We start from the raw sequence: 19,318 nt of genomic DNA on the forward strand, positions 1-19,318 counted from the left end.
GGCGGGGAGGTTGGCGCCGGGCGCGGACGGGTTCACCCCGCCATTGTCCCGCACGCTTGCACTTTGGCAACACTGTTGCCAAAGTGGAGGGCATGAGCACCCCCGGCACTCCCCTTCGCGTCGGCCTCGTCGGCTACGGCCCGGCCGGCTCCTTCTTCCACGCCCCGCTGATCGCCGCCACCGAGGGCCTGGTCCTCGACACGATCGTCACCGGCAGCCCCGAGCGCCGCGCCCAGGCGCTGGCCGAGCACCCGGACGTACGCTTCGCCGCCGCGGCCGACGAGCTGTGGGCGCGCGCGTCCGAGCTGGACCTGGTCGTCCTGGCCTCCCCCAACCGCACCCATGTGCCGCTGGCCACCGCCGCGTTGGACGCCGGGCTGCCGGTCGTGGTGGACAAGCCGCTCGCGGGCACCGCGGCCGAGGCGCGCGAACTGGCCGCCTTCGCCGAGCGCCGCGGCCTGCTGCTCTCCGTCTTCCAGAACCGGCGCTGGGACAGCGACTTCCTCACCCTCCAAGGGCTGCTGGACAAGGGCGAGTTGGGCGAGGTGCAGCGCTTCGAGTCACGGTTCGAGCGGTGGCGCCCGCAGCCCAAGGGCGGCTGGCGCGAGTCCGGCGACCCGGCCGAGATCGGCGGCCTGCTGTACGACCTCGGCAGCCACCTCGTCGACCAGGCGCTCGCGCTGTTCGGCCCGGCCGCCCTGGTGTACGCCGAGTCCGACGTCCAGCGACCCGGTGCCGCCGCGGACGACGACACCTTCATCGCCGTCACCCACGCCAACGGCGTCCACTCCCACCTGTGGATGAGCGCCACCACCGCCCGCCTCGGGCCGCGTTTCCGCGTCCTCGGCAGCCTCGGCGGCTACGTCACCTACGGTCTTGACCCCCAGGAGGCCGCGCTGCGCGAGGGCCTGCGCCCCGGCGAGGGCACGGCGTGGGGCGCGGAGCCGGAGTCCTCGTGGGGCACCGTCGGCACCGACGACAACTCGCGCCGGGTGCCGTCCGTGCCCGGCGACTACCCCGCCTTCTACGCCGGTGTCCTGGCCTCCCTGCGCGACGGCACCCCGCCGCCGGTCACGGCGCTGGAGGCCGCCGCCGCCCTGGACGTCCTGGAGGCCGCGAAGCTCTCGGCCGCGCAGGGCCGGACGGTGGCGCTGTGACCGCGCCCGGTGGCGAGCGCGTCGCCGAACTCGTGGCGCAGGAAGCGGAGTTGGTGTTCTCCCGGTTCACCCACGACGACGCCTGGCGGCTCGGCTCCCTGCTGGTCGAGATGGCCCGCGAGGGCGGCGCCGCCGTCACCGTCGACATCCGGCGCGGCGGTCAGCAGCTCTTCCACCACGCCCTGGACGGCACCACCCCCGACAACGACGCCTGGCTGGCCCGTAAAGCGCGGGTCGTCGAGCGCTACCACGCCTCGTCACTGCTGGTCGGCGAGCGGTTCCGGGCCAAGGGCGGCAGCTTCGAGGAGTCCTCGCGGCTCGACCCCGACCTGTACGCGGCGCACGGCGGCGCGTTCCCCCTGCGGGTGGCGGGAGTCGGCGTGGTCGGGGTCGTCGCCGTCTCCGGCCTCCCGCAGGTCGAGGACCACGCGCTGGTCGTGGCGGCGCTCACCCGCTATCTGGCGGAGGCGGGCGCCTGACGGCGAGCGGGGTGGGTGGCCGTGATCGCCGTGAGCTTGACGGTCGGTCGCCGTGAGCTTGACGGTCGCCGTGAGCTTCATGGTCGCCGTGATCGCTCAGTCGGCGTGATCGCTCAGTCGGCGGGGGCCCCGAACCACTTCGGCATCAGGGCGCGCAGGTCCGCCTGGTCCTCGCCGACCCACACGACATGGCCGTCCGGGCGCAACAGGACGGCGGGGACGTCCAGTTCCTCGCTGACGTCGACCACGTGGTCGACCCGGTCCGCCCACCCGTCGACCGAGAGCGCGCCGGTCCGGTCGAGCAGCAGACCGCGCCCCTGGTGCATCAGCCCGTAGAGGTGGCCGCGCTTCAACTCCACGTCGCGCAGCCGCCGGCCGAGCAGTTCGTGCCCCTCGCCGACGTCGTAACGGATGGCGATCGCGGTGATCTTCTCGATCAGGTACGTGTTGACGTTCTCGAACTCGGCCAGTTCCGACAGCAGTCGGCGCACCGCCATGGCTCCCGGCTCGGTGGACATCAGCTCCATCTGGGCGCGGGTGTTGTCCAGTACGGCGGCGGCCACCGGGCGGCGCTCGGTCTCGTAGGTGTCCAACAGCCCTTCCGGGGCCCAGCCGTTGACGGCGGCGGCCAGCTTCCAGCCGAGGTTGAACGCGTCCTGCACGCCGAGGTTGAGGCCCTGGCCGCCGGTCGGCGGGTGGATGTGCGCCGCGTCCCCCGCCAGCAGCGCCCGGCCCACGCGGTAGCTGTCCGCCAGGCGGGTCGTGTCGCCGAACCGCGACAGCGAGCGCGGTGAGTGCACGCCGAAGTCGGTGCCGCCGAACGCCGTCAGCCGCTCCTTGAAGTCCTCCAGCGTCGGCGGGACCGCCCGGTCCTCGCTGACGCCCTTCGCGGGCACGACCACCCGGTACGTCCCGTCCCCGAGCGGCATCGCCCCGAAGCGCTTCTCGGTCTTGCGCACCTCGGCCGTCACGGCCGCCAACGTCTCCTGGTCGACGTCCAGTTCCATCTCGCCGATCAGCGTCTCCACCCTGCTCGGCTCCCCCGGGAATCCGATGCCGAGCAGCTTGCGCACCGTGCTCCGGCCGCCGTCGCACCCCACGAGGTACCGCGACCGCAGCCGCGACCCGTCCGCCAGCTCCGCCGTCACCCCCTCGTCGTCCTGGCTCAGCCCCACGACCTCGCAGCCGCGCCTGAACTCCACGCCCAGCTCCCGCGCGTGCTCGGTCAGCAGCCGTTCGGTGACCGTCTGGAAGATCCCCAGCACGTATCCGTGCGCCGTATCCAGCCGCCGCGGCCACTCCCTGCCGAGCCCCCCGAAGAATCCCCCGACCCGGTGCTGCGTCCCCAGCGCCAGGAACCGCTCGAGCAGCCCGCGCTGGTCCATGATCTCGATGCTCCGCGCGTGCAGCCCCAGCGCCCGCACCAACGACGTCGGCTCCGCCTCCCGGTCCAGCACCACGACGTCCACGCCCTGCAACCGCAGCTCGCTCGCCAGCATCAACCCCGTCGGCCCACTGCCGACGACGGTCACGTCCACCATCAGATGTCCCCGTCCACAAAGCCGTGCATTCCGCCAGATTCACCGCACCTCTGGCCTCCGGCCGCCCATTGTGCGACCCCAGCACCCCCTTGCCGCAAGGCCCCCCTTGCGCTATACCTTAAGAAGGGCAAGGAGTACCCACTCTCCTTGCCCATTCGCATGCCCGGCCTCCGCACCCCGGAATTCAGCCCGGCCCACCCCCGTACGCTGGCAGCCCGGACCGGGTCGACGTCATGGCCCGCGCGAGACAGCGACAGACGGCGGGGGCTGAGCATGGGTGGAGTGACGCGGTTCTGGACGGGCGAGCGGGTGCGCCTGCGGGGCCTGGAGCCCGAGGACTGGGAGCAACTGGCCGCGTTCGAGTCCGAGGCGGAGACGCAACGGGACGGTGAGCGGCTGATGCTGCCGATTTCCGCGGCCGCGGCTCGCAAGCGCCTTCAAGAGCAGAGCGAGAAAGGGCCGAGCCGTACGGAGGACGAGTACCTGCTCGTCATCGAGGCGCTGGACAGCGGGAAGCCGGTGGGTGCTGTCGTGCTGAACGACTGCGACCGGCTGAACGGCAACTTCCATTACGGCATTCATCTCGGTGCCGCGTACCAGCGCCGCGGCTACGCGTCGGAGGCCATGCGGCTGGTCCTGTCGTTCATGTTCGGGGAACGGCGGTATCACCGCTGTTGTGCCGAGGTCTACGGAGGCAACGAGGGGTCGTTGGCGCTCCAGCGCAAACTCGGTTTCACCGCGGAGGGCGTGCAGCGTGAGCACGTGTTCCAGGGCGGCGCCTATCGGGACGTGCATCACTTCGGGCTGCTCGCGGTCGAATTCGAGGCCAACGAGCGGGCGGCAGGGCGTGAGCCCTACTTCGTCACGGCGTGACGGGCTTCGGGGCGGGCCCGCCCGGGGGGCGGGCCCGCTGTGCGCATGCCGGTCAACGGCCGCGCGGTGGGGTCAGGCGGACGTGAACTGCTGGCGCTGCGTGCCGAGTCCGTCGATGCTCAGCTCGACGACGTCGCCGGGCCGGAGGTACGGCTTGGGTTCGGGCTGGCCCATCGCCACACCGGCGGGGGTGCCGGTGTTGATGACGTCGCCGGGGTAGAGCGTCATGAAGTGGCTGAGGTAGCGCACGACTTCGGCGACGGGGAAGATCTGGCTCGCGGTGGAGCCGTCCTGCTTCAGCTCGCCGTTGACCCAGAGCCGGAGGCGCAGGGCCTGCGGGTCGGGGACCTCGTCGGCGGTGACGAGCCAGGGGCCGAGGGGGTTGAAGGTCTCGCAGTTCTTGCCCTTGTCCCACTGGCCGCCGCGCTCGATCTGGAACGCGCGCTCGGAGACGTCGTGCGCGATGGTGTACCCCGCGACGGCGGCCAGCGCCTCCTCGTGCGAGGCGGCGTAGCGCAGTTCGCGGCCGATGACGACGGCCAACTCCACTTCCCAGTCGGTCTTTTCGCTGCCGCGCGGCACCAGCACCGTGTCGTCGGGGCCGACGACCGTGTCCGGGGCCTTCATGAACACGACGGGCTCGCCCGGCGCCTGGGCGCCGGTCTCGGCCGCGTGGTCGTGGTAGTTGAGCCCGATGCAGACGATCTTGCCTATCCGGGACAGCGGCGGGCCGACCCGCAGCGACGGGTCGAGCGACGGGAGCGAGCCGTCGGCCGCGGCCTCGGCCACCGCGGTGAGCGCCGCCGAATCGGCGAGGAGCTTCCCGTCGATGTCGGTCACCAGACCGCTCAGGTCACGCAGGACACCGTCTCCGTCGAGCAGGGCCGGGCGCTCCGCCCCGGCGGGGCCGACTCGCAGCAGCTTCACGTGGGTACTCCCATTTTTTTCCGGTCGCCTCTGGGCGACCTGCCCCGGTCCGGGGCTCGGTCATCGGTCGGCACCCGGTGGGAACGGTCATCGGATGTCTTGTCCGATCCTCCAACTCCGCCCCCGGCCCGCGCAACCCCCGGCCCACCCCGTGGGACAGCCGCTCTGGCAGAAGGTCCGCACGGGCCCGGGCCCCGGACAGGCCCTAGCGGGAGGCGGTGGATTGGAGGGTGCCCCAGAGGACGAGGCGGTAGCGGGAGGTGAATTCGGGAGTGCAGGTGGTGAGCGTGATGTAGTGCGCGACCCCGCGCATACGGGCGGAGGAGTGGACGGAGCTGTAGGGAATGGGCGCGATGACGGTGCCGTCGGAGGCATACGTCTGGGGAAGGACTTCACGGATCACGTACGTGTAGCGGTAGGCGGCCGTCTCGACCTCGACGGTGTCGCCGACGCGGAGCCGGTTGATGTAGCGGAACGGCTCGCCGTGGGTGTTGCGGTGCCCGGCGAGGGCGAAGTTGCCGGTGGCGCCGGGCCCCGCGGTGCCGGGGTAGTGGCCGACGTAACCGTGGTTGAGGATCGCGGACTTGCTGATGCCCTCGGCGATCGGCGCGGTGATCCCGATCCGGGGAATGTGGATGACGGCGAAGCCCGGATCGCGGGTGCCGCCCTTCGAGGAGGGCGGCGGCGCGGCGGCGGACGGGGCCGGGCCGCTCGGCGTGACGGCCGGATCGTCACTCGGCGCGCCGGCCCCCGGCGAGGGCGCCGCGGGAGAGGGCGACGACGTGCCCCAACTCCGTTCCAGCGCGGCGACTTCGCGCCGGGCCGCCGCGTGCGCCTGCACATTGGTCCACCACAACTGGTGGACGACGAGCAGGAGTACGAGCACCCCCGCGGTCATGGCCAGTTCGGCCGCCGCCCACAGCAGCCGCCCGGTCAGCGAGCGCCGAGGACGGGGCCCGCGGCCGTAACCGGGGCCGTACGCCTGCCCGTAGCGGCGGCCGTAGCCGTGCCCGTAGGCGACGACGCGCCGCCGCCGGGGCGGGCCCGACCCCCGCCTGGACGTCGCACCCCGCCGGCCGTGCCGTATCTGACGAACCGTCACATCGGCAACGATACGGCGGTACGGCGCCGCCCGTCAGCCCCCCGCGAGGCGGGAGATGGCGAAGATGGCCAGGCCCGCGAGGGCGCCGACGACGGTGCCGTTGATCCGGATGAACTGGAGGTCGCGGCCGACGTGGTTCTCGATCTTGCGGGACGTCTGGTCGGCGTCCCAGCCCGCGACGGTCTCGGAGATCAGCGAGGTGATCTCGTCGCGGTAGGTGGTCACGAGATACGTGGCGGCGTCCTCCAGCCAGACGTCGACCTTCTCCTGGAGCCGCGGGTCGGTGGCCAGCTTGCGGCCGAGCGACAGCAGGGAGGCGCGGGCGCGCATCCGCAGCTCGCTGCGCTCGTCCTCGGCGGCGGCGACCATCATCGTGCGCACCGCGCCCCACACGGACGCGATGAGGTCCTGCACCTCGCCGCGCGCCAGCAGGTCCCTCTTCAGCCGCTCGACGCGGGCGCGGGTGTCCGGGTCGGACTGGAGCTCGACGGCGAAGTCGCCGAGGAAGCGGTCGACGGCGCCGCGCGCCGGGTGGCCGGGGGAATCGCGCATCTCGGTGACGAAGCGCAGCAGCTCCTTGTAGACCCGCTCGCCGACCTTGCGGTCCACGAAGCGCGGGGTCCAGCCGGGGGCGCCGCCCTGCACCGCGTCCATGACCGAGTCGCCGTGCTCGACCAGCCAGTCGTGGGCGCGGACGCAGACCAGATCGACCATGCGGCGGTGGCCGCCGTCGGCGACGATCCGCTCCAGCATCTTGCCGAGCCCCGGCGCGACCTCCTGGGCCTCCGCGCGCCGGGTGATCGCCTCGCTGACCACGGCCTGCACGTCGGAGTCGCGCAGCACCGTGAACATGCCGCGCAGCGCGGCGGCGGCCTGCTCGGTGACCTTGTCGGCGTTGGCGGGCTCCGACAGCCAGCCGCCGAGCCGGGTGCCGACGCCGACCGCCCGCAGCCGGGTGCGGACGACCTCGGCCGACAGGAAGTTCTCGCCGACGAAGTCGCCGAGGCTGGCGCCGAGGGCGTCCTTCTTGGTCGGGATGATCGCGGTGTGCGGGATGGGCAGGCCCAGCGGGCGGCGGAAGAGCGCGGTGACCGCGAACCAGTCGGCGAGCGCGCCGACCATGCCCGCCTCCGCGGCGGCGGCCACGTAACCGGCCCAGCCGCCCGCGCCCCGCGAGTCCGCCCACTTCGCGAGCGCGTAGACGACGGTCGCGACCAGCAGGAAGCCGGTCGCGATCAGCTTCATCCGGCGCAGGCCCCTGCGGCGCTCCTCCTCGGCCGCGGCGCCGCCGGGCGCGTCGGCCAGTCCGCCGCGCGGTGAGGGCCGCCCGCGCGGGGCGGAACCGGGCCCGGAGCCGGAGCCCGAGCCGCCGGAACCCCCGGAGCCGCCGTGGCCCCCGCCGCCTGAGCCGTTCCGGGACGCGCCGCCGGGGCCCGAGCCGTCGGCCGTCGGCGCAGCGTCCCCGGCCTCGGGCCCGAGCGCGATCCGTCCGCCTGATTCCGGCCGTGCGCCGTTGGCCGCGGGGCCATGGGCCACCGGGGCCGCACTGCCCGCACCCGCCGCCCCGCCCGTACCGGTCCCGCCGCTCGTGCTCGCCGTTTCCATCCGCTCCCGCTCCGCCCGCGTGTCCACCCGGGTATTGTCGCCGCCCGCGGCCGTCACGGCCCGGTGATCCTTGTCGTACGCGCGCACGTACGCCAGCCCGTACGCGCTCCGGTACGCCAGCCCGTACGCGCCCACGTACGCCTGCCCCCTACCCGCTCCCGCTTCCCGCTCCCGTGCGCCTCCTCGTCCGCGCGCCCGTACCCGTCGTGCCGGCGCTTTCCCCCCGCGCCGACAATGGGGGAACGAACGGCGGGTTCCCGGTGCCTCCCGGCACCGGGAACGGCCCACGACGCACGCATACCCCCGCACGGCACCGCCACGTACGAGCGACAGACAGCGACAGGGAGCACACCGCGATGACAGCGCCGCACGCCACCGGAGGGCTGCCCGGTTACGCCGAGCACTTCGAGGAGCCGGAGGGCTATCTCGACTTCGCCCGTTACGGTCCGCCCTCGCGGGACGTGCTGGCCGCGACGGCCGAGGCGCTGGAGAGGTCGGCCCACGCCGACCAGGACACGGTGAACGACCTGATGCGCGCCGAGCCCAGGGCGCGGGAGGCCGCCGCCCGGCTGGCGGGCACCGACGCGGCGCACACGGTGCTGCTGCCGAACACCTCGACCGGCCTGTTCCACGCGGCCTTCGGCCTCCCGGCGGGCACGGTGCTGGTGCCCGCGGGCGAGTTCCCCGCCAACCACTATCCGTGGCGGCGCAGCGCGGAGCTGGGCCGCGCCGTACCGCGCGTGCTGGAGCCGGACGCGCGGGGGCGGATCACCGCCGACGCCGTACGGGCGGCGCTGACCGACGACGTCGTGGCCGTGTCGGTCAGCGCCGTGGACTTCCGGACCGGCTACCGGGCGGATCTGGCGGCGCTGCGCGAGGTGATCGGCCCGGACCGGCTGCTGGTGGTGGACGCCATCCAGGGCTTCGGGGTGGCGGATCTGCCGTGGGCGGCGGCGGACGTGGTGGTCGCGGGCGGCCAGAAGTGGCTGCGGGCGAGCTGGGCGACCGGCTTCGGAATCCTCTCCGACCTCGCGCTCGACCGTCTGGAGCCGACGCTCGGCGGCTGGACCGGCGTCGAGGACGCGGGCGTCTTCGACGACGTCGAGCACCCGCCCGCGCCCGGCGCCCAGCGCTGGAGCACCACCAATCTGAGCCCGGTCACGGCCGCCGCGCTGGCCACGGCGCTGGAGCTGGTGGAGGGCGTCGGCGTACCGGCCGTCGAGGCGCACATCCGCGCGCGGGTCGGCCAGTTCATCGACGCCGTCCGGTCCTGCGGCGGCGATGTCCTGTCCCCCACCGATCCGGCCGAGCGGGCCGGGATCGTCTCCTTCCGGCTGCCCGGCACCGACCCGCGGCACGTGGCGAAGGCCCTGCACGCGCACGGGGTCACGCCGTCGGTCCGTACGGACTCGGTACGGCTGTCCGCGCACGCCTCCACCCGGCTCGCGGCCGTCGACCGCGTCCGCGCGGCCCTGACGTCGCTGCGCTGATCCGGCGGCGGGCGGCCCCGCGCACGCGTGCCGCCCACAGCGGCTGTCCCCCCGACGTCCCCCGCGTCCCCCGCGTCCCCCGTGCCGCCCCTGACGCGGAGGGCGTCGCGCCCACTCCCCGTGTGCTACACAGGGAGTAACCAAAGGGGCATTTTGCAGCAGCTCAAGCAGCACAGGCAGAACCCGCAGCAGCCGCACCTCACGCTCGGAATCATGGCGCAGACGCGCAAGGAGAACGAGCACCGTCTGCCCATCCATCCGGCCCACTTCGAACGCATCGACGCCGACCTGCTCGGCAGCATCTATCTCCAGACCGGTTACGGCGAGCACTTCGGTGTGCCGGACGAACAGCTCGCGCCGCTCGTCGCCGGTTTCCGGCGGCGCGAGGAGCTGATCGCCGAGTGCGATGTCGTCCTGCTGGCCAAGCCGCTCCACGAGGACCTGGCGGAACTGCGCGAGGGCCAGGTCCTGTGGGGCTGGCCGCACTGCGTGCAGGACGAGAAGGTCACCCAGGCCGCGATCGACCGGCGGCTGACCCTGATCGCCTTCGAGGCGATGAACCACTGGCACCGCAACGGCTCGTTCAACCTGCACGTCTTCCACAAGAACAACGAGCTGGCCGGATACTCCTCGGTGCTGCACGCCATGCAGCTCACCGGGGTCACCGGTGACTACGGGCGGCGGCAGCGCGCGGTCGTGATCGGCTTCGGCGCGACCGCCCGCGGCGCGGTCACCGCGCTCAGCGCGCTGGGCGTGCACGATGTGGACGTGCTCACCGCCCGCGGTGTGACGGCCGTCAGCTCGCCCATCCACTCCGCGCGGATCGTGCACTTCGACCACGACGAGGCCGACGACACCCTCGACCCGCGGCGCAGCGTCGTCCTGACCGAGGACGGCCCGCAGCCGCTGGCCGAATTCCTCGCCGGGCACGACATCATCGTCAACTGCGTGCTCCAGGACACCGACGCGCCGCTGATGTTCCTGATAGAGGACGACCTGCCCAGCCTCGCGCCCGGCACGCTGATCATCGACGTGTCCTGCGACGAGGGCATGGGCTTCGCGTGGGCCAGGCCCACCACCTTCACCGACCCGATGTTCACCGTCGGCGACCACGTCCAGTACTACGGCGTCGACCACAGCCCGTCGTACCTGTGGAACTCGGCCACCTGGGAGATCAGCGAGGCGCTGCTGCCGTATCTGCGGCGCGTCCTGGAGGGCCCGGCGGGCTGGGACGCGGACGACACCCTGCGGCGGGCGATCGAGATCCGCGGCGGGACCGTGCAGAACCCCAAGGTGCTGGCCTTCCAGCACCGCGCCGAGGAGTATCCGCACGACCACGTCCCGGCACGGCCGTAGCCGTATCGCCGGCCGGGGCGCGTACGGCCTCGCGGTCGTCCGCGCCCCGGCCGGTCGGGGGCGGTCCGTTCAGGTGCGCCCGTCAGGTGCGGTCCGCGCCGTACATCCGGGCGATGACGTCCTCGATGGCCGGTTCGCGGACCGACAGGTCCACCAGCGGGTAGTCGGCGGCGACCGCGGCGACCAGCGGGGCGGCGCTGGCCTGCGCGGGGAAGGCCAGCCACTGGCGGGGGCCCTCGACCTTGACGCAGCGGGCGCCCTCGACCTGGACCGGGGGCAGCTCGCGGGCGAAGTCCGCCACCAGGGTCCGCTCGCTCTCCCCGACCGCGTGCAGCCCGCCGAGGTCCCCGTCGTACATCAGGCGGCCGTGGTCGATCACCATCACCCGGCGGCACAACTGCTCGATGTCGGTGAGGTCGTGCGTGGTGAGCAGCACCGTCGTGCCGCGTTCGGCGTTCACCGTGCGCAGGAAGTCGCGCACCTTGGACTTGCTGATCACATCGAGCCCGATCGTCGGCTCGTCCAGGTACAGCACCTCGGGATCGTGCAGCAGCGCCGCCGCGATGTCGCCGCGCATCCGCTGCCCCAGCGAGAGTTGGCGCACGGGCACGTCCAACAGCGGCCCCAGGTCGAGGAGTTCGACGCAGGCCGCGAGATTGCGGGTGTAACGGGCGTCGTCGATCCGGTACATGCGGCGGACCAGTTGGTACGAGTCGCGCAGCGGCAGGTCCCACCAGAGCGTGGTGCGCTGGCCGAAGACGACACCGATCCTGCGGGCCAGCCGGGTACGGTCGCGCGTCGGGTCCAGGCCGCAGATCCTGATCCGGCCGCTGCTGGGGTTGAGGATGCCGGTGAGCATCTTGATCGTCGTGGACTTCCCCGCGCCGTTGGGCCCGATGTAGCCGACGATCTCGCCGCGCGGCACAGTGAAGGAGATCCCGTCCACCGCCCGCACCTGGCTGCGCACCCTGCGCAGCGCGCCCGCTTTACGGCGTACGTCGAAGACCTTCTCGACGCCGTCCAGCGCGATCACGGTGTCTGTGCCGGGTCCCGGCCCGCCCCCGGCACCTGTGGCGCCTGCTCCGGTGGCTCCCGTTCCCGCGGCTCCCGTTCCTCCGGTTGCTCCCGTTCCTCCGGTTGCTCCTGTGCGTTGCTCGATCACGGCCGTCTCAACTCCCTGTGCTGCGGTACGTACGAAGGGCCGCGCGCCAGGCGAGCCCGGCCAGGCCGCAGCAGAGGGCGGCGACCAGCGGGGAGGCGAAGTCGACCCAGCCGGGCAGGCCGAGCGGGTCGGGTTCGCCGAGGATGCGCAGGGCGGGCAGCCAGTTGACGAAGGCGAGCGGCACCACGAAGGTGACGCCGCGCACGAGGTCGCGGGCGAAGATGCCCGGCGGGTACTGGAGCATCGTGTTGCCGCCGTAGGTCACCGAATTCTGCACCTCGGAGGCGTCGCCCGCCCAGAACTGGAAGGCGCCGCCCGCCACGTACACCGCGCAGAAGATGACCGCGCCCGACAGCACCGTCACGGGCAGCAGCAGGACGGTGACCGGCGACCAGTCGATGTCCGCGTGCGCGACCGCCCAGCCGAGCACGATCAGACCCTGGGTGATCCGGCCCAGCCTGCGCAGCGCGAACCGGTCGGCGGCGACCTGCGCGAGCACCGGCACCGGGCGCAGCAGCAGCGTGTCGAGCGTGCCGTCCCTGATCCGGCGGCCGAGCCGGTCCATGGAGCCCAGCACCAGATCGGCGACGCCGAAGGACGTGCTCGTGGTGCCGTACAGGAACGCCACCTCGGCGAGGGTGAAGCCGCCGAGCACGGTGATGTGCGAGAACATCAGCAGGATCGTCACGAAGTCCAGGCCGGTGGCGGCGAAGTTGCCGAACGCGGTGAGGACGAAGGACGTCCGGTACGCCATCGTGGATCGCACCCACATGCCGACGATCAGCCGGTAGGTCCGCCACGTCTCACGGACGGTGAACCACGCGCCGCCTGCGGTGTCGTACGGGGCGAAGGCCCCGACCGATTCGACGGAGCCGAAGCCCCCGACGCCCCGGGAGCCGTCGAAGCCACGGGAGCCCCCGAGGCTCCGGCCGTCCTCGGCGCGCCCGGCGCCGTCGCGGACCGTGGATTCCTCAGCCACCCTGCACCACCACCCTGCGCGCCGCGACGGCCTGCAACGCGCGGCCGGTCAGCAGCAGCGCCGCCGCCCAGCCCGCCTGGAAGGCCAGCGCGAGCAGCGCGTCCGTCCCCCGGTGCCGCTCCAGCAGCACATCGGCGGGCACCTGGAGCATCGCCGCCCACGGCATCGACCGCGCGAGCGTGCCGAGCCAGCCCGGGAAGACGGTCAGCGGCAGCAGCATCCCGGAGAAGAACAGCCCGGCCAGGAAGGCGACCTGGCTGACGCCCGCCCCGTCCAGCAGCCAGAAAGCGCTCAGCGCCACCAGGAACCGCACCGCGAAGCTCACCACCACCCCCAGCGCCACCGACACCAGGAACAGCAGCCAGGTCACCGGCCGCGTCGGCAGCGCCAGATCGAACGCCAGCGCCCCGCACACCATCGGCATCACGCCGCGCCCCATCAGCTGGAAAGAGGCCCGGCCCAGATCCGCCGCCAGCCACCACCCCTGGAGGTCGGCCGGGCGGTACAGGTCCACCGCGATGTCACCCGACCTGATCCGCTCCATCAGCTCGTCCTCGAAGCCGCCGCCCATCAACGCCATCGTCTGGAGCAGCGCCTGCCCGATCCAGACATACGTCAGCGCCTGCGCCTCGGTGTAACCGCCGAGGTGCGGGCGCTGACCCCACAGCGCCACATAGCTGTAGGCGACAATGAAACCGAAGACCGTATTGGTGAAGACACCCGCCGCGGTCGCCGTCCGGTAGGTGGCGTAACGCCGGAAACCGCGCACCACCACGGCCCCGTAGAAGCCGCCCATCACTCACTCACCCCCGAAAAAGACGCAAGTCGGCGAGCCTAGTACGCGGCGAACCCCACCCACCACCGGTTTTCTCCGCGGCGTTCCGCACCCCGGCGACCCACCCCAACGGGTGACACGCGTGCGCCGTCCGGCCTGTCACAGCCCTGTCACGGATGCGCGGCGTTGAACCCCGGCGGGCTAATGGTGCGACAGTGTTTGGCGGCGGCCTACGTAAGCGTACGTAACGATTGGTCCATCATGTTCCGCCGCGGACCAACCCCGGCAGCGGCGGAGGAGTCCCAACAGATATGAGCCACGAGCCGAAACCGACGACGGGCGAGCGGGCATGACCGGCGGGCAGGGCTGGGGACCGCGCCCGACGCTCACCGACCGCAGGGGACGGCCGCGCCGTACCGGCCTGCGCCGGCTGCTGCCGACCTGGCGCATGGTCACCGGCGGCGTACTCGCCGTCCTGATCGTCCTCATCGGCGGCTTCTTCCTCGGCTACGCGCTGGTCTCCATCCCCGACCCGAACGCCGCCGCCACCGCGCAGAGCAATGTGTACGTGTACGCCGACGGCACGACGGAGATCGCCCGCGACGGCGCGATCAACCGTGAGAACGTCACCCTCAGCGGCGTCGCCAAGACCGCGCAGCACGCCGTGCTCTCCGCGGAGGACCGGAATTTCTACCACGAGTCCGCCGTCAGCCCCAAGGCCATGCTCCGCGCCGCCTGGAACACCGCCACCGGCAAGGGCAGGCAATCCGGCTCCACCATCACCCAGCAGTACGTGAAGAACTACTACCTGAACCAGTCGCAGACCGCGGTCCGCAAGGTCAAGGAATTCTTCATCGCCATCAAGCTGGACCGCAACGAGACCAAGGACCAGATCCTCGAGGGCTATCTCAACACCAGCTACTACGGGCGCAACGCGTACGGCATCCAGGCCGCCTCCCAGGCGTACTTCGGCGTCAACGCCAGCGAATTGACGACCGCTCAAGGCGCCTATCTGGCAACGCTGTTGAACGCGCCCAGTGAATACGATCTGGTCGCCCACCCGGAGAACGCCCCGGCGGCGAAAGGCCGTTGGAACTACGTACTGGACGGCATGGTCAAGGAGGGCTGGCTCAGCCAGTCCGAGCGCAACGCGACGGTCTTCCCCGGCATCGACAAGCCCAAGCCCGTCGCCAGCAAGGCGGGACAGCGCGGCTACATCATCGAAGCCGTCAACCGCTATCTCTCCGACAACCACATCGTCGACGCCGACACCCTGCGCCTGGGCGGCTACCGCATCGTCACCACGATCCAGAAGCCCAAGGAAGACGCCTTCGTCGCCGCCGCCCAGAGGAACATCTACGACCGGCTCGGCCACAGGACCGTCGACAAGTACGTCCGCGCGGGCGGCGCGTCCATCGACCCGGCCACCGGCAACGTCGTCGCCCTCTACGGCGGCATCGACTACACCAAGCAGTACGTCAGCAGCGCCACCAACGCCACGTATCCGCCCGGCTCGACCTTCAAGCCGGTGATCTTCGCCTCCGCCGTCCAGCACGAGTCCTCGACGCAGGACAAGGAGCCGATCACTCCCAAGACGGTCTACGACGGCACCAACAAGCGCGAGGTGATCGGCCCGGACGGGCCCACCGGCTACAAGCCGGAGAACGAGGACCAGGGGTCCTACCCCGACATCACCGTCACCCGCGCCATGGACAAGTCCGTCAACGCCGTCTTCGCGCAGATGGCGCAGGACGTCGGCACCCGCAAGGTGATCGACACCGCGCACGACCTGGGCATGCCGGACGACGTCAAGATCCCCGAGACACCCGCGATGGCGCTCGGCGCCTTCGGGGCCAGCCCGCTGGACATGGCGCAGATGTACGCCACGCTCGCCAACCACGGCAAGGAGATCCCGTACTCGCTCGTCCTGAAGATCACCAAGGACGGCAACGACGTGAGCCTGCCCAAGCGCGACGCCGTCCAGTCCGTGCCCCGCCAGGCCGCCGACACCACGACGTCCATCCTGCGCAGCGTCGTCGACAGCCCCGGCGCGACCGCGACCGTCGCCCAGGACTCCGGCTGGCCGTCGGCCGCCAAGACCGGCACGGCGGACGACGACATCGCCGCCTGGTTCGCCGGCTACACGCCCAAACTCGCCACCGTGGTCGCCGTGTTGGGCATGAACCCGGACAACGGCAAACAGGAGAAGCTGTACGGCGCGATGAATCTGCCGCGGATCAACGGCGGCGGGCCGCCCGGCTCGGTGTGGGCCGACTACACGGCGGCGGCGCTCAAGGGCGTGCCCAAGCAGAGCTTCTCGCTGGACGTGCAGAGCGGCCTGCCCACGCAGCCGCCGGCGACCACCGCGAGCCCGACCGACACCCCGACGTCGACGCCGCCCACGTCCGAGCCGCCGACCACCCCTCCCCCGACGACCACCGTGCCGCCCACCACGCAGCCGCCGACCACGGAACCGCCCACGACGCAGCCCCCGACCACCGAGCCGACCCCGTCCGACACGTTCAACCCGATCGGCGGGGTGACGGGCGGGACGAGTCCGGGCGGCGGGAGCAGTGGCGGCGGGGGCGGTGACGGGAGCGGTACGGCGGGGCCGGACGGGAACAGTTCACCGGGCGGGTGAGGAGGCCGGGCGCGGGGGCCCGGCATGGGCGGGGCCGGGCCGCGGGCAGGGGCCTCAGCGGCCCGGCTCCGGGGAACCACCGGCCTCAGGGATTCCCGTCATCCACCGGTCTCAGGGAGTCCGTCATGCACCGGCCTCAGAGCGTCCGTCATCCACCGGGCTCAGAGATACAGCCCGGTGGAATCCTCCGAGCCCTGGAGCCGCTCGGCGGCGACCGCGTGCAGATCGCGCTCCCGCATCAGGACGTACGCGACCCCGCGCACCTCGACCTCGGCCCGGTCCTCCGGGTCGTACAGCACCCGGTCGCCGACCTCGACGGTCCGCACATTCTGCCCGACGGCCACGACCTCGGCCCACGCCAGGCGCTTGCCGACGGCCGCGGTCGCCGGAATCAGAATCCCGCCGCCACTGCGGCGTTCACCCTCACCGCTGTCCTGGCGCACCAGAACGCGGTCGTGCAGCATGCGGATGGGCAGCTTGTCGTGCTGCTCGCTCTTCGAACTCTTCGAACTCACGGCCACGACGTTACCGGCGGCGCCGCCACACCGTGAGACCGGCCACCGCGGCGACCAGCGCCACCCCGGCGACCGCCGCCGGAATGACCCGCTCGGGGCGGGGCGCGCCCTTCTCGTCGACGAAGTGCGCACGCGTCCTGCCGACCGCGCGGTTCGCCGCCACGAACGCCTGCCCGACACTGCGGTCCACCGCGGAAACGGCCTTGGCCTTGGTGTCCCGGACAATCGTCACCGGGTGCACCCGTACCGCGATCTCGTCCAGCGTCGACGCCAGATCCTGCCGCCTGCGGGTGATCTCCGCCTCGATCTGGGCGGCCGTCCTGACTTCCGACCCTTCCGACACCGCGTTCCTCCATCGCCTGATTCGGTAGCGTTCGGACAGTCTGTCAGTACGACGCGGCCCGCGCCCCGTCGGCACCCCCGAATGCGCCCCATTGCCCAAGGAGTTTCCCTCATGTCCGAGCGCCTGGCCCCCGGCGACACCGCCCCCGACTTCACCCTTCCGGACGCCGACGGCAAGCCCGTGTCCCTCGCCGACCACCGCGGCCGCAAGGTCATCGTCTACTTCTACCCGGCCGCCCTCACCCCCGGCTGCACCAAGCAGGCGTGCGACTTCACCGACAATCTCGACGTCCTCGCCTCCGCCGGGTACGACGTCATCGGCGTCTCCCCCGACAAGCCGGAAAAGCTCGCCAAATTCCGCGAGAAGGAATCCCTCAAGGTCACCCTGGTGGCGGACCCCGACAAGGCCGTCCTCACCTCCTACGGCGCCTTCGGCGAGAAGAAGCTCTACGGCAAGACCGTCACCGGCGTCATCCGCTCCACCGTCGTCGTCGACGAATCCGGCAAAGTCGCCCACGCCTTCTACAACGTCAAGGCCACCGGCCACGTCGCCAAACTCCTCAAGGACCTCGCCGTCTGACGTGACCACGTATCCACGGACGCGGGGGCGGGCGCGACCACGTACCGCAGACCACACCGGGTCGATATCATGGTGAGGTTGCACGCGGCCGTGTCGTAACAGGCAGCCGAGCTGGGTTTAGATCCCAGTGGGAGAAATCCCGTGTGGGTTCGAATCCCACCGGCCGCACCATGTATGGCCTGCGATTCAAAGGTCGAATCGCAGGCCATTGTCATGCGCGGGGTCAGGCCAGGAGCTCCGCGACCAGGGGGGTCAGGGCGCGGAAGGCTTGGCCGCGGTGGCTGATGGCGTTCTTCTCCGCGGGGGTGAGTTCGGCGCAGGTGAGGGTGGAGCCGTCGGGCTGGAGGATGGGGTCGTAGCCGAAGCCGTTGGTGCCGGCGGGGGCGGTGCGCAGGGTGCCGCGGAGGCGGCCTTCGACGACGCGGGTGGTGCCGTCGGGGAGGGCGAGGGCGGCGGCGCAGGTGAAGTGGGCGGCGCGGTGGGGGGTGTCGATGTCGCCGAGCTGGGCGAGGAGCAGGTCGAGGTTGGCCGCGTCGTCGCCGTGCTTGCCCGCCCAGCGGGCGGAGAAGATGCCGGGGGCGCCGCCGAGTACGTCGACGCAGAGCCCTGAGTCGTCGGCGACGGCCGGCAGCCCGGTACCGGCCGCCAGCGCCCTCGCCTTGAGCAGGGCGTTCTCGGCGAAGGTGACGCCGGTCTCCCTGACGTCGGGGATCTCGGGGTAGGCGTCGGCCCCGACGAGGTCCACGTCCAGGCCGCTGTCGGCGAGGATCGCGTGGAGTTCGGTGACCTTGTGTGCGTTGCGGGTGGCGAGTACGAGGCGGCGGGTCATGGGGGAATTATCTCCGGCCGGATGCCGTGGCCGTTGAGGCGGTCGTGTGACGACGGTTCACGCGCCCCCTCCCCCGTGGCCGCGCCTCCCGGCGGGCGCGGCGCGCGTGGCTGTCAACACGCGGCAGCCGCCGGGAGGGTGGCGTCGAGCGGGGTTCAGGCGGTGGCCGCCAGGGCGGCTTGCTGGGCGGCGGTGAGGTCGGCGCAGCCGTTGACGGCGAGGGCGAGGAGGGCGTCGAGTTCGGCGCGGTCGAAGGGCTGGCCTTCGGCGGTGCCCTGGACCTCGACGAAGCGGCCGTCGCCGGTGCAGACGACGTTCATGTCGGTTTCGGCCTTGACGTCCTCTTCGTAGGCGAGGTCGAGGAGGGGGACGCCGTCGACGATGCCGACGCTGACGGCGGCGACGGTGCCGGTGAGGGGCTGGGCCTTGGCGCGGATGAGGCGGTTGGTCTGCATCCAGGTGACGGCGTCGGCGAGGGCGACGTAGGCGCCGGTGATGGCGGCGGTGCGGGTGCCGCCGTCGGCCTGGAGGACGTCGCAGTCGAGGACGACGGTGTTCTCGCCGAGGGCTTTGTAGTCGATGACGGCGCGCAGGGAGCGGCCGATCAGGCGGGAGATCTCGTGGGTGCGGCCGCCGATCTTGCCGCGGACGGATTCGCGGTCGCCGCGGGTGTTGGTGGCGCGCGGGAGCATGGAGTATTCGGCGGTGACCCAGCCTTCGCCGCTGCCTTTGCGCCAGCGGGGTACGCCTTGGGTGGCGCTGGCGGTGCAGAGCACGCGGGTGTCGCCGAAGGAGACGAGGACGGAGCCCTCGGCGTGCTTGCTCCACGCGCGCTCGATGGTGACGGGGCGGAGCTGGTCAGGGGTGCGGCCGTCGAATCGTGACATGCGCGTGAGCCTATCCGGGTGAGGCCGCCGCGCAGGACCGGGTGGGTCCGGGACCGCGGGGCCCGTCGGGGGCGCGGC

Annotated in this window: 18 protein-coding genes and 1 tRNA gene; 8 read left to right on the plus strand and 11 right to left on the minus strand. The window is 72.1% G+C overall.

Annotation, left to right across the window (positions count from 1 at the left end; translation table 11 throughout):
• The first annotated feature begins 92 nt into the window (after positions 1-92).
• Both ACFZAM_RS17890 and ACFZAM_RS17895 read left to right on the plus strand, forming a co-directional pair.
• Positions 93-1,157, plus strand: coding sequence for a Gfo/Idh/MocA family oxidoreductase (locus ACFZAM_RS17890; protein WP_355343143.1), 1,065 nt, complete (start codon positions 93-95; stop codon positions 1,155-1,157).
• On the plus strand, positions 1,154-1,636 hold the full coding sequence (locus tag ACFZAM_RS17895; RefSeq protein WP_391047083.1) for a heme-degrading domain-containing protein: 483 nt from the start codon (positions 1,154-1,156) through the stop codon (positions 1,634-1,636). Before ACFZAM_RS17890 ends, ACFZAM_RS17895 begins: the two co-directional genes overlap by 4 nt.
• A gap of 113 nt (positions 1,637-1,749) precedes the next feature.
• Here ACFZAM_RS17895 and rox read toward each other — a convergent pair whose 3' ends face one another.
• Positions 1,750-3,177: a rifampin monooxygenase gene (gene rox / locus ACFZAM_RS17900; RefSeq protein WP_391047084.1), complete on the minus strand. Its 1,428-nt coding sequence runs from the start codon at positions 3,175-3,177 to the stop codon at positions 1,750-1,752.
• A 282-nt stretch (positions 3,178-3,459) separates the two neighbouring features.
• Between rox and ACFZAM_RS17905 the strand changes: the two genes are divergently transcribed.
• Positions 3,460-4,050 carry a GNAT family N-acetyltransferase gene (locus ACFZAM_RS17905; RefSeq protein ID WP_391047087.1) on the plus strand — a complete coding sequence of 197 codons (591 nt, stop codon included), beginning with the start codon at positions 3,460-3,462 and terminating at the stop codon, positions 4,048-4,050.
• A 72-nt stretch (positions 4,051-4,122) separates the two neighbouring features.
• On the opposite strand, the gene ACFZAM_RS17910 is transcribed toward ACFZAM_RS17905, so the two are convergent.
• The 3 genes from ACFZAM_RS17910 to ACFZAM_RS17920 form a co-directional block, all read right to left on the minus strand.
• Positions 4,123-4,977, minus strand: a complete 855-nt coding sequence (locus ACFZAM_RS17910; RefSeq protein WP_355343134.1) for a fumarylacetoacetate hydrolase family protein — start codon at positions 4,975-4,977, stop codon at positions 4,123-4,125.
• A gap of 205 nt (positions 4,978-5,182) precedes the next feature.
• Positions 5,183-6,079 (minus strand): class E sortase, encoded by an 897-nt coding sequence (locus tag ACFZAM_RS17915; protein ID WP_391047091.1) that lies wholly within the window; start codon positions 6,077-6,079, stop codon positions 5,183-5,185.
• A gap of 33 nt (positions 6,080-6,112) precedes the next feature.
• Positions 6,113-7,684 (minus strand): DUF445 family protein, encoded by a 1,572-nt coding sequence (locus ACFZAM_RS17920; RefSeq protein WP_391047201.1) that lies wholly within the window; start codon positions 7,682-7,684, stop codon positions 6,113-6,115.
• Positions 7,685-8,040: 356 nt separating this feature from the next.
• Between ACFZAM_RS17920 and ACFZAM_RS17925 the strand changes: the two genes are divergently transcribed.
• On the plus strand, positions 8,041-9,174 hold the full coding sequence (locus tag ACFZAM_RS17925) for an aminotransferase class V-fold PLP-dependent enzyme (RefSeq protein ID WP_391047094.1): 1,134 nt from the start codon (positions 8,041-8,043) through the stop codon (positions 9,172-9,174).
• A gap of 213 nt (positions 9,175-9,387) precedes the next feature.
• A complete protein-coding gene (locus tag ACFZAM_RS17930) occupies positions 9,388-10,530 on the plus strand; it encodes a N(5)-(carboxyethyl)ornithine synthase (protein ID WP_355343125.1) in 1,143 nt (380 codons plus the stop codon).
• Between the two features lie 82 nt (positions 10,531-10,612).
• Here the strand turns inward: ACFZAM_RS17930 and ACFZAM_RS17935 are convergent, their stop codons facing one another.
• From ACFZAM_RS17935 to ACFZAM_RS17945, 3 genes are all read right to left on the minus strand, one after another.
• Positions 10,613-11,563, minus strand: a complete 951-nt coding sequence (locus tag ACFZAM_RS17935) for an ATP-binding cassette domain-containing protein (protein WP_391047098.1) — start codon at positions 11,561-11,563, stop codon at positions 10,613-10,615.
• Positions 11,564-11,699: 136 nt separating this feature from the next.
• Entirely contained in the window at positions 11,700-12,464 is a 765-nt protein-coding gene (locus ACFZAM_RS17940; RefSeq protein ID WP_355343292.1) for an ABC transporter permease, read from the minus strand.
• A gap of 199 nt (positions 12,465-12,663) precedes the next feature.
• The gene (locus ACFZAM_RS17945) at positions 12,664-13,467 is read right to left on the minus strand and encodes an ABC-2 family transporter protein (RefSeq protein ID WP_355343119.1); all 804 of its coding nucleotides are present in this window, start codon (positions 13,465-13,467) and stop codon (positions 12,664-12,666) included.
• A gap of 328 nt (positions 13,468-13,795) precedes the next feature.
• Between ACFZAM_RS17945 and ACFZAM_RS17950 the strand changes: the two genes are divergently transcribed.
• Positions 13,796-16,087, plus strand: a complete 2,292-nt coding sequence (locus ACFZAM_RS17950) for a transglycosylase domain-containing protein (RefSeq protein ID WP_391047102.1) — start codon at positions 13,796-13,798, stop codon at positions 16,085-16,087.
• 161 nt (positions 16,088-16,248) lie between these two features.
• Here the strand turns inward: ACFZAM_RS17950 and ACFZAM_RS17955 are convergent, their stop codons facing one another.
• Entirely contained in the window at positions 16,249-16,551 is a 303-nt protein-coding gene (locus ACFZAM_RS17955; RefSeq protein ID WP_188282170.1) for a co-chaperone GroES, read from the minus strand.
• 61 nt (positions 16,552-16,612) lie between these two features.
• Entirely contained in the window at positions 16,613-16,945 is a 333-nt protein-coding gene (locus ACFZAM_RS17960; protein ID WP_355343113.1) for a DUF3618 domain-containing protein, read from the minus strand.
• A 111-nt stretch (positions 16,946-17,056) separates the two neighbouring features.
• Between ACFZAM_RS17960 and bcp the strand changes: the two genes are divergently transcribed.
• The gene (gene bcp / locus ACFZAM_RS17965) at positions 17,057-17,524 is read left to right on the plus strand and encodes a thioredoxin-dependent thiol peroxidase (protein WP_355343110.1); all 468 of its coding nucleotides are present in this window, start codon (positions 17,057-17,059) and stop codon (positions 17,522-17,524) included.
• A gap of 84 nt (positions 17,525-17,608) precedes the next feature.
• A tRNA-Leu gene (locus ACFZAM_RS17970) sits at positions 17,609-17,695 on the plus strand.
• Positions 17,696-17,747: 52 nt separating this feature from the next.
• Here the strand turns inward: ACFZAM_RS17970 and rdgB are convergent.
• Entirely contained in the window at positions 17,748-18,353 is a 606-nt protein-coding gene (gene rdgB / locus ACFZAM_RS17975) for an RdgB/HAM1 family non-canonical purine NTP pyrophosphatase (protein WP_355343107.1), read from the minus strand.
• A gap of 155 nt (positions 18,354-18,508) precedes the next feature.
• On the minus strand, positions 18,509-19,240 hold the full coding sequence (gene rph / locus ACFZAM_RS17980; RefSeq protein ID WP_355343104.1) for a ribonuclease PH: 732 nt from the start codon (positions 19,238-19,240) through the stop codon (positions 18,509-18,511).
• Positions 19,241-19,318 lie beyond the last annotated feature (78 nt).

This window comes from Streptomyces sp. NPDC008079, assembly GCF_042957385.1.
In the GTDB taxonomy this organism is placed as follows: Bacteria; Actinomycetota; Actinomycetes; order Streptomycetales; family Streptomycetaceae; genus Actinacidiphila.

Coding starts and splice junctions, on each gene's coding strand:
- ACFZAM_RS17890 (WP_355343143.1), top strand. CDS start 93: ATGAGCACCCCCGGCACTCCCCTTCGCGTCGGCCTCGTCGGCTACGGC.
- rox (WP_391047084.1), bottom strand. CDS start 3,177: ATGGTGGACGTGACCGTCGTCGGCAGTGGGCCGACGGGGTTGATGCTG.
- ACFZAM_RS17920 (WP_391047201.1), bottom strand. CDS start 7,684: ATGGAAACGGCGAGCACGAGCGGCGGGACCGGTACGGGCGGGGCGGCG.
- ACFZAM_RS17925 (WP_391047094.1), top strand. CDS start 8,041: ATGACAGCGCCGCACGCCACCGGAGGGCTGCCCGGTTACGCCGAGCAC.
- ACFZAM_RS17930 (WP_355343125.1), top strand. CDS start 9,388: ATGGCGCAGACGCGCAAGGAGAACGAGCACCGTCTGCCCATCCATCCG.
- ACFZAM_RS17940 (WP_355343292.1), bottom strand. CDS start 12,464: ATGTGGGTGCGATCCACGATGGCGTACCGGACGTCCTTCGTCCTCACC.
- ACFZAM_RS17945 (WP_355343119.1), bottom strand. CDS start 13,467: ATGGGCGGCTTCTACGGGGCCGTGGTGGTGCGCGGTTTCCGGCGTTAC.
- ACFZAM_RS17950 (WP_391047102.1), top strand. CDS start 13,796: ATGACCGGCGGGCAGGGCTGGGGACCGCGCCCGACGCTCACCGACCGC.
- ACFZAM_RS17955 (WP_188282170.1), bottom strand. CDS start 16,551: ATGCTGCACGACCGCGTTCTGGTGCGCCAGGACAGCGGTGAGGGTGAA.
- bcp (WP_355343110.1), top strand. CDS start 17,057: ATGTCCGAGCGCCTGGCCCCCGGCGACACCGCCCCCGACTTCACCCTT.
- rdgB (WP_355343107.1), bottom strand. CDS start 18,353: ATGACCCGCCGCCTCGTACTCGCCACCCGCAACGCACACAAGGTCACC.
- rph (WP_355343104.1), bottom strand. CDS start 19,240: ATGTCACGATTCGACGGCCGCACCCCTGACCAGCTCCGCCCCGTCACC.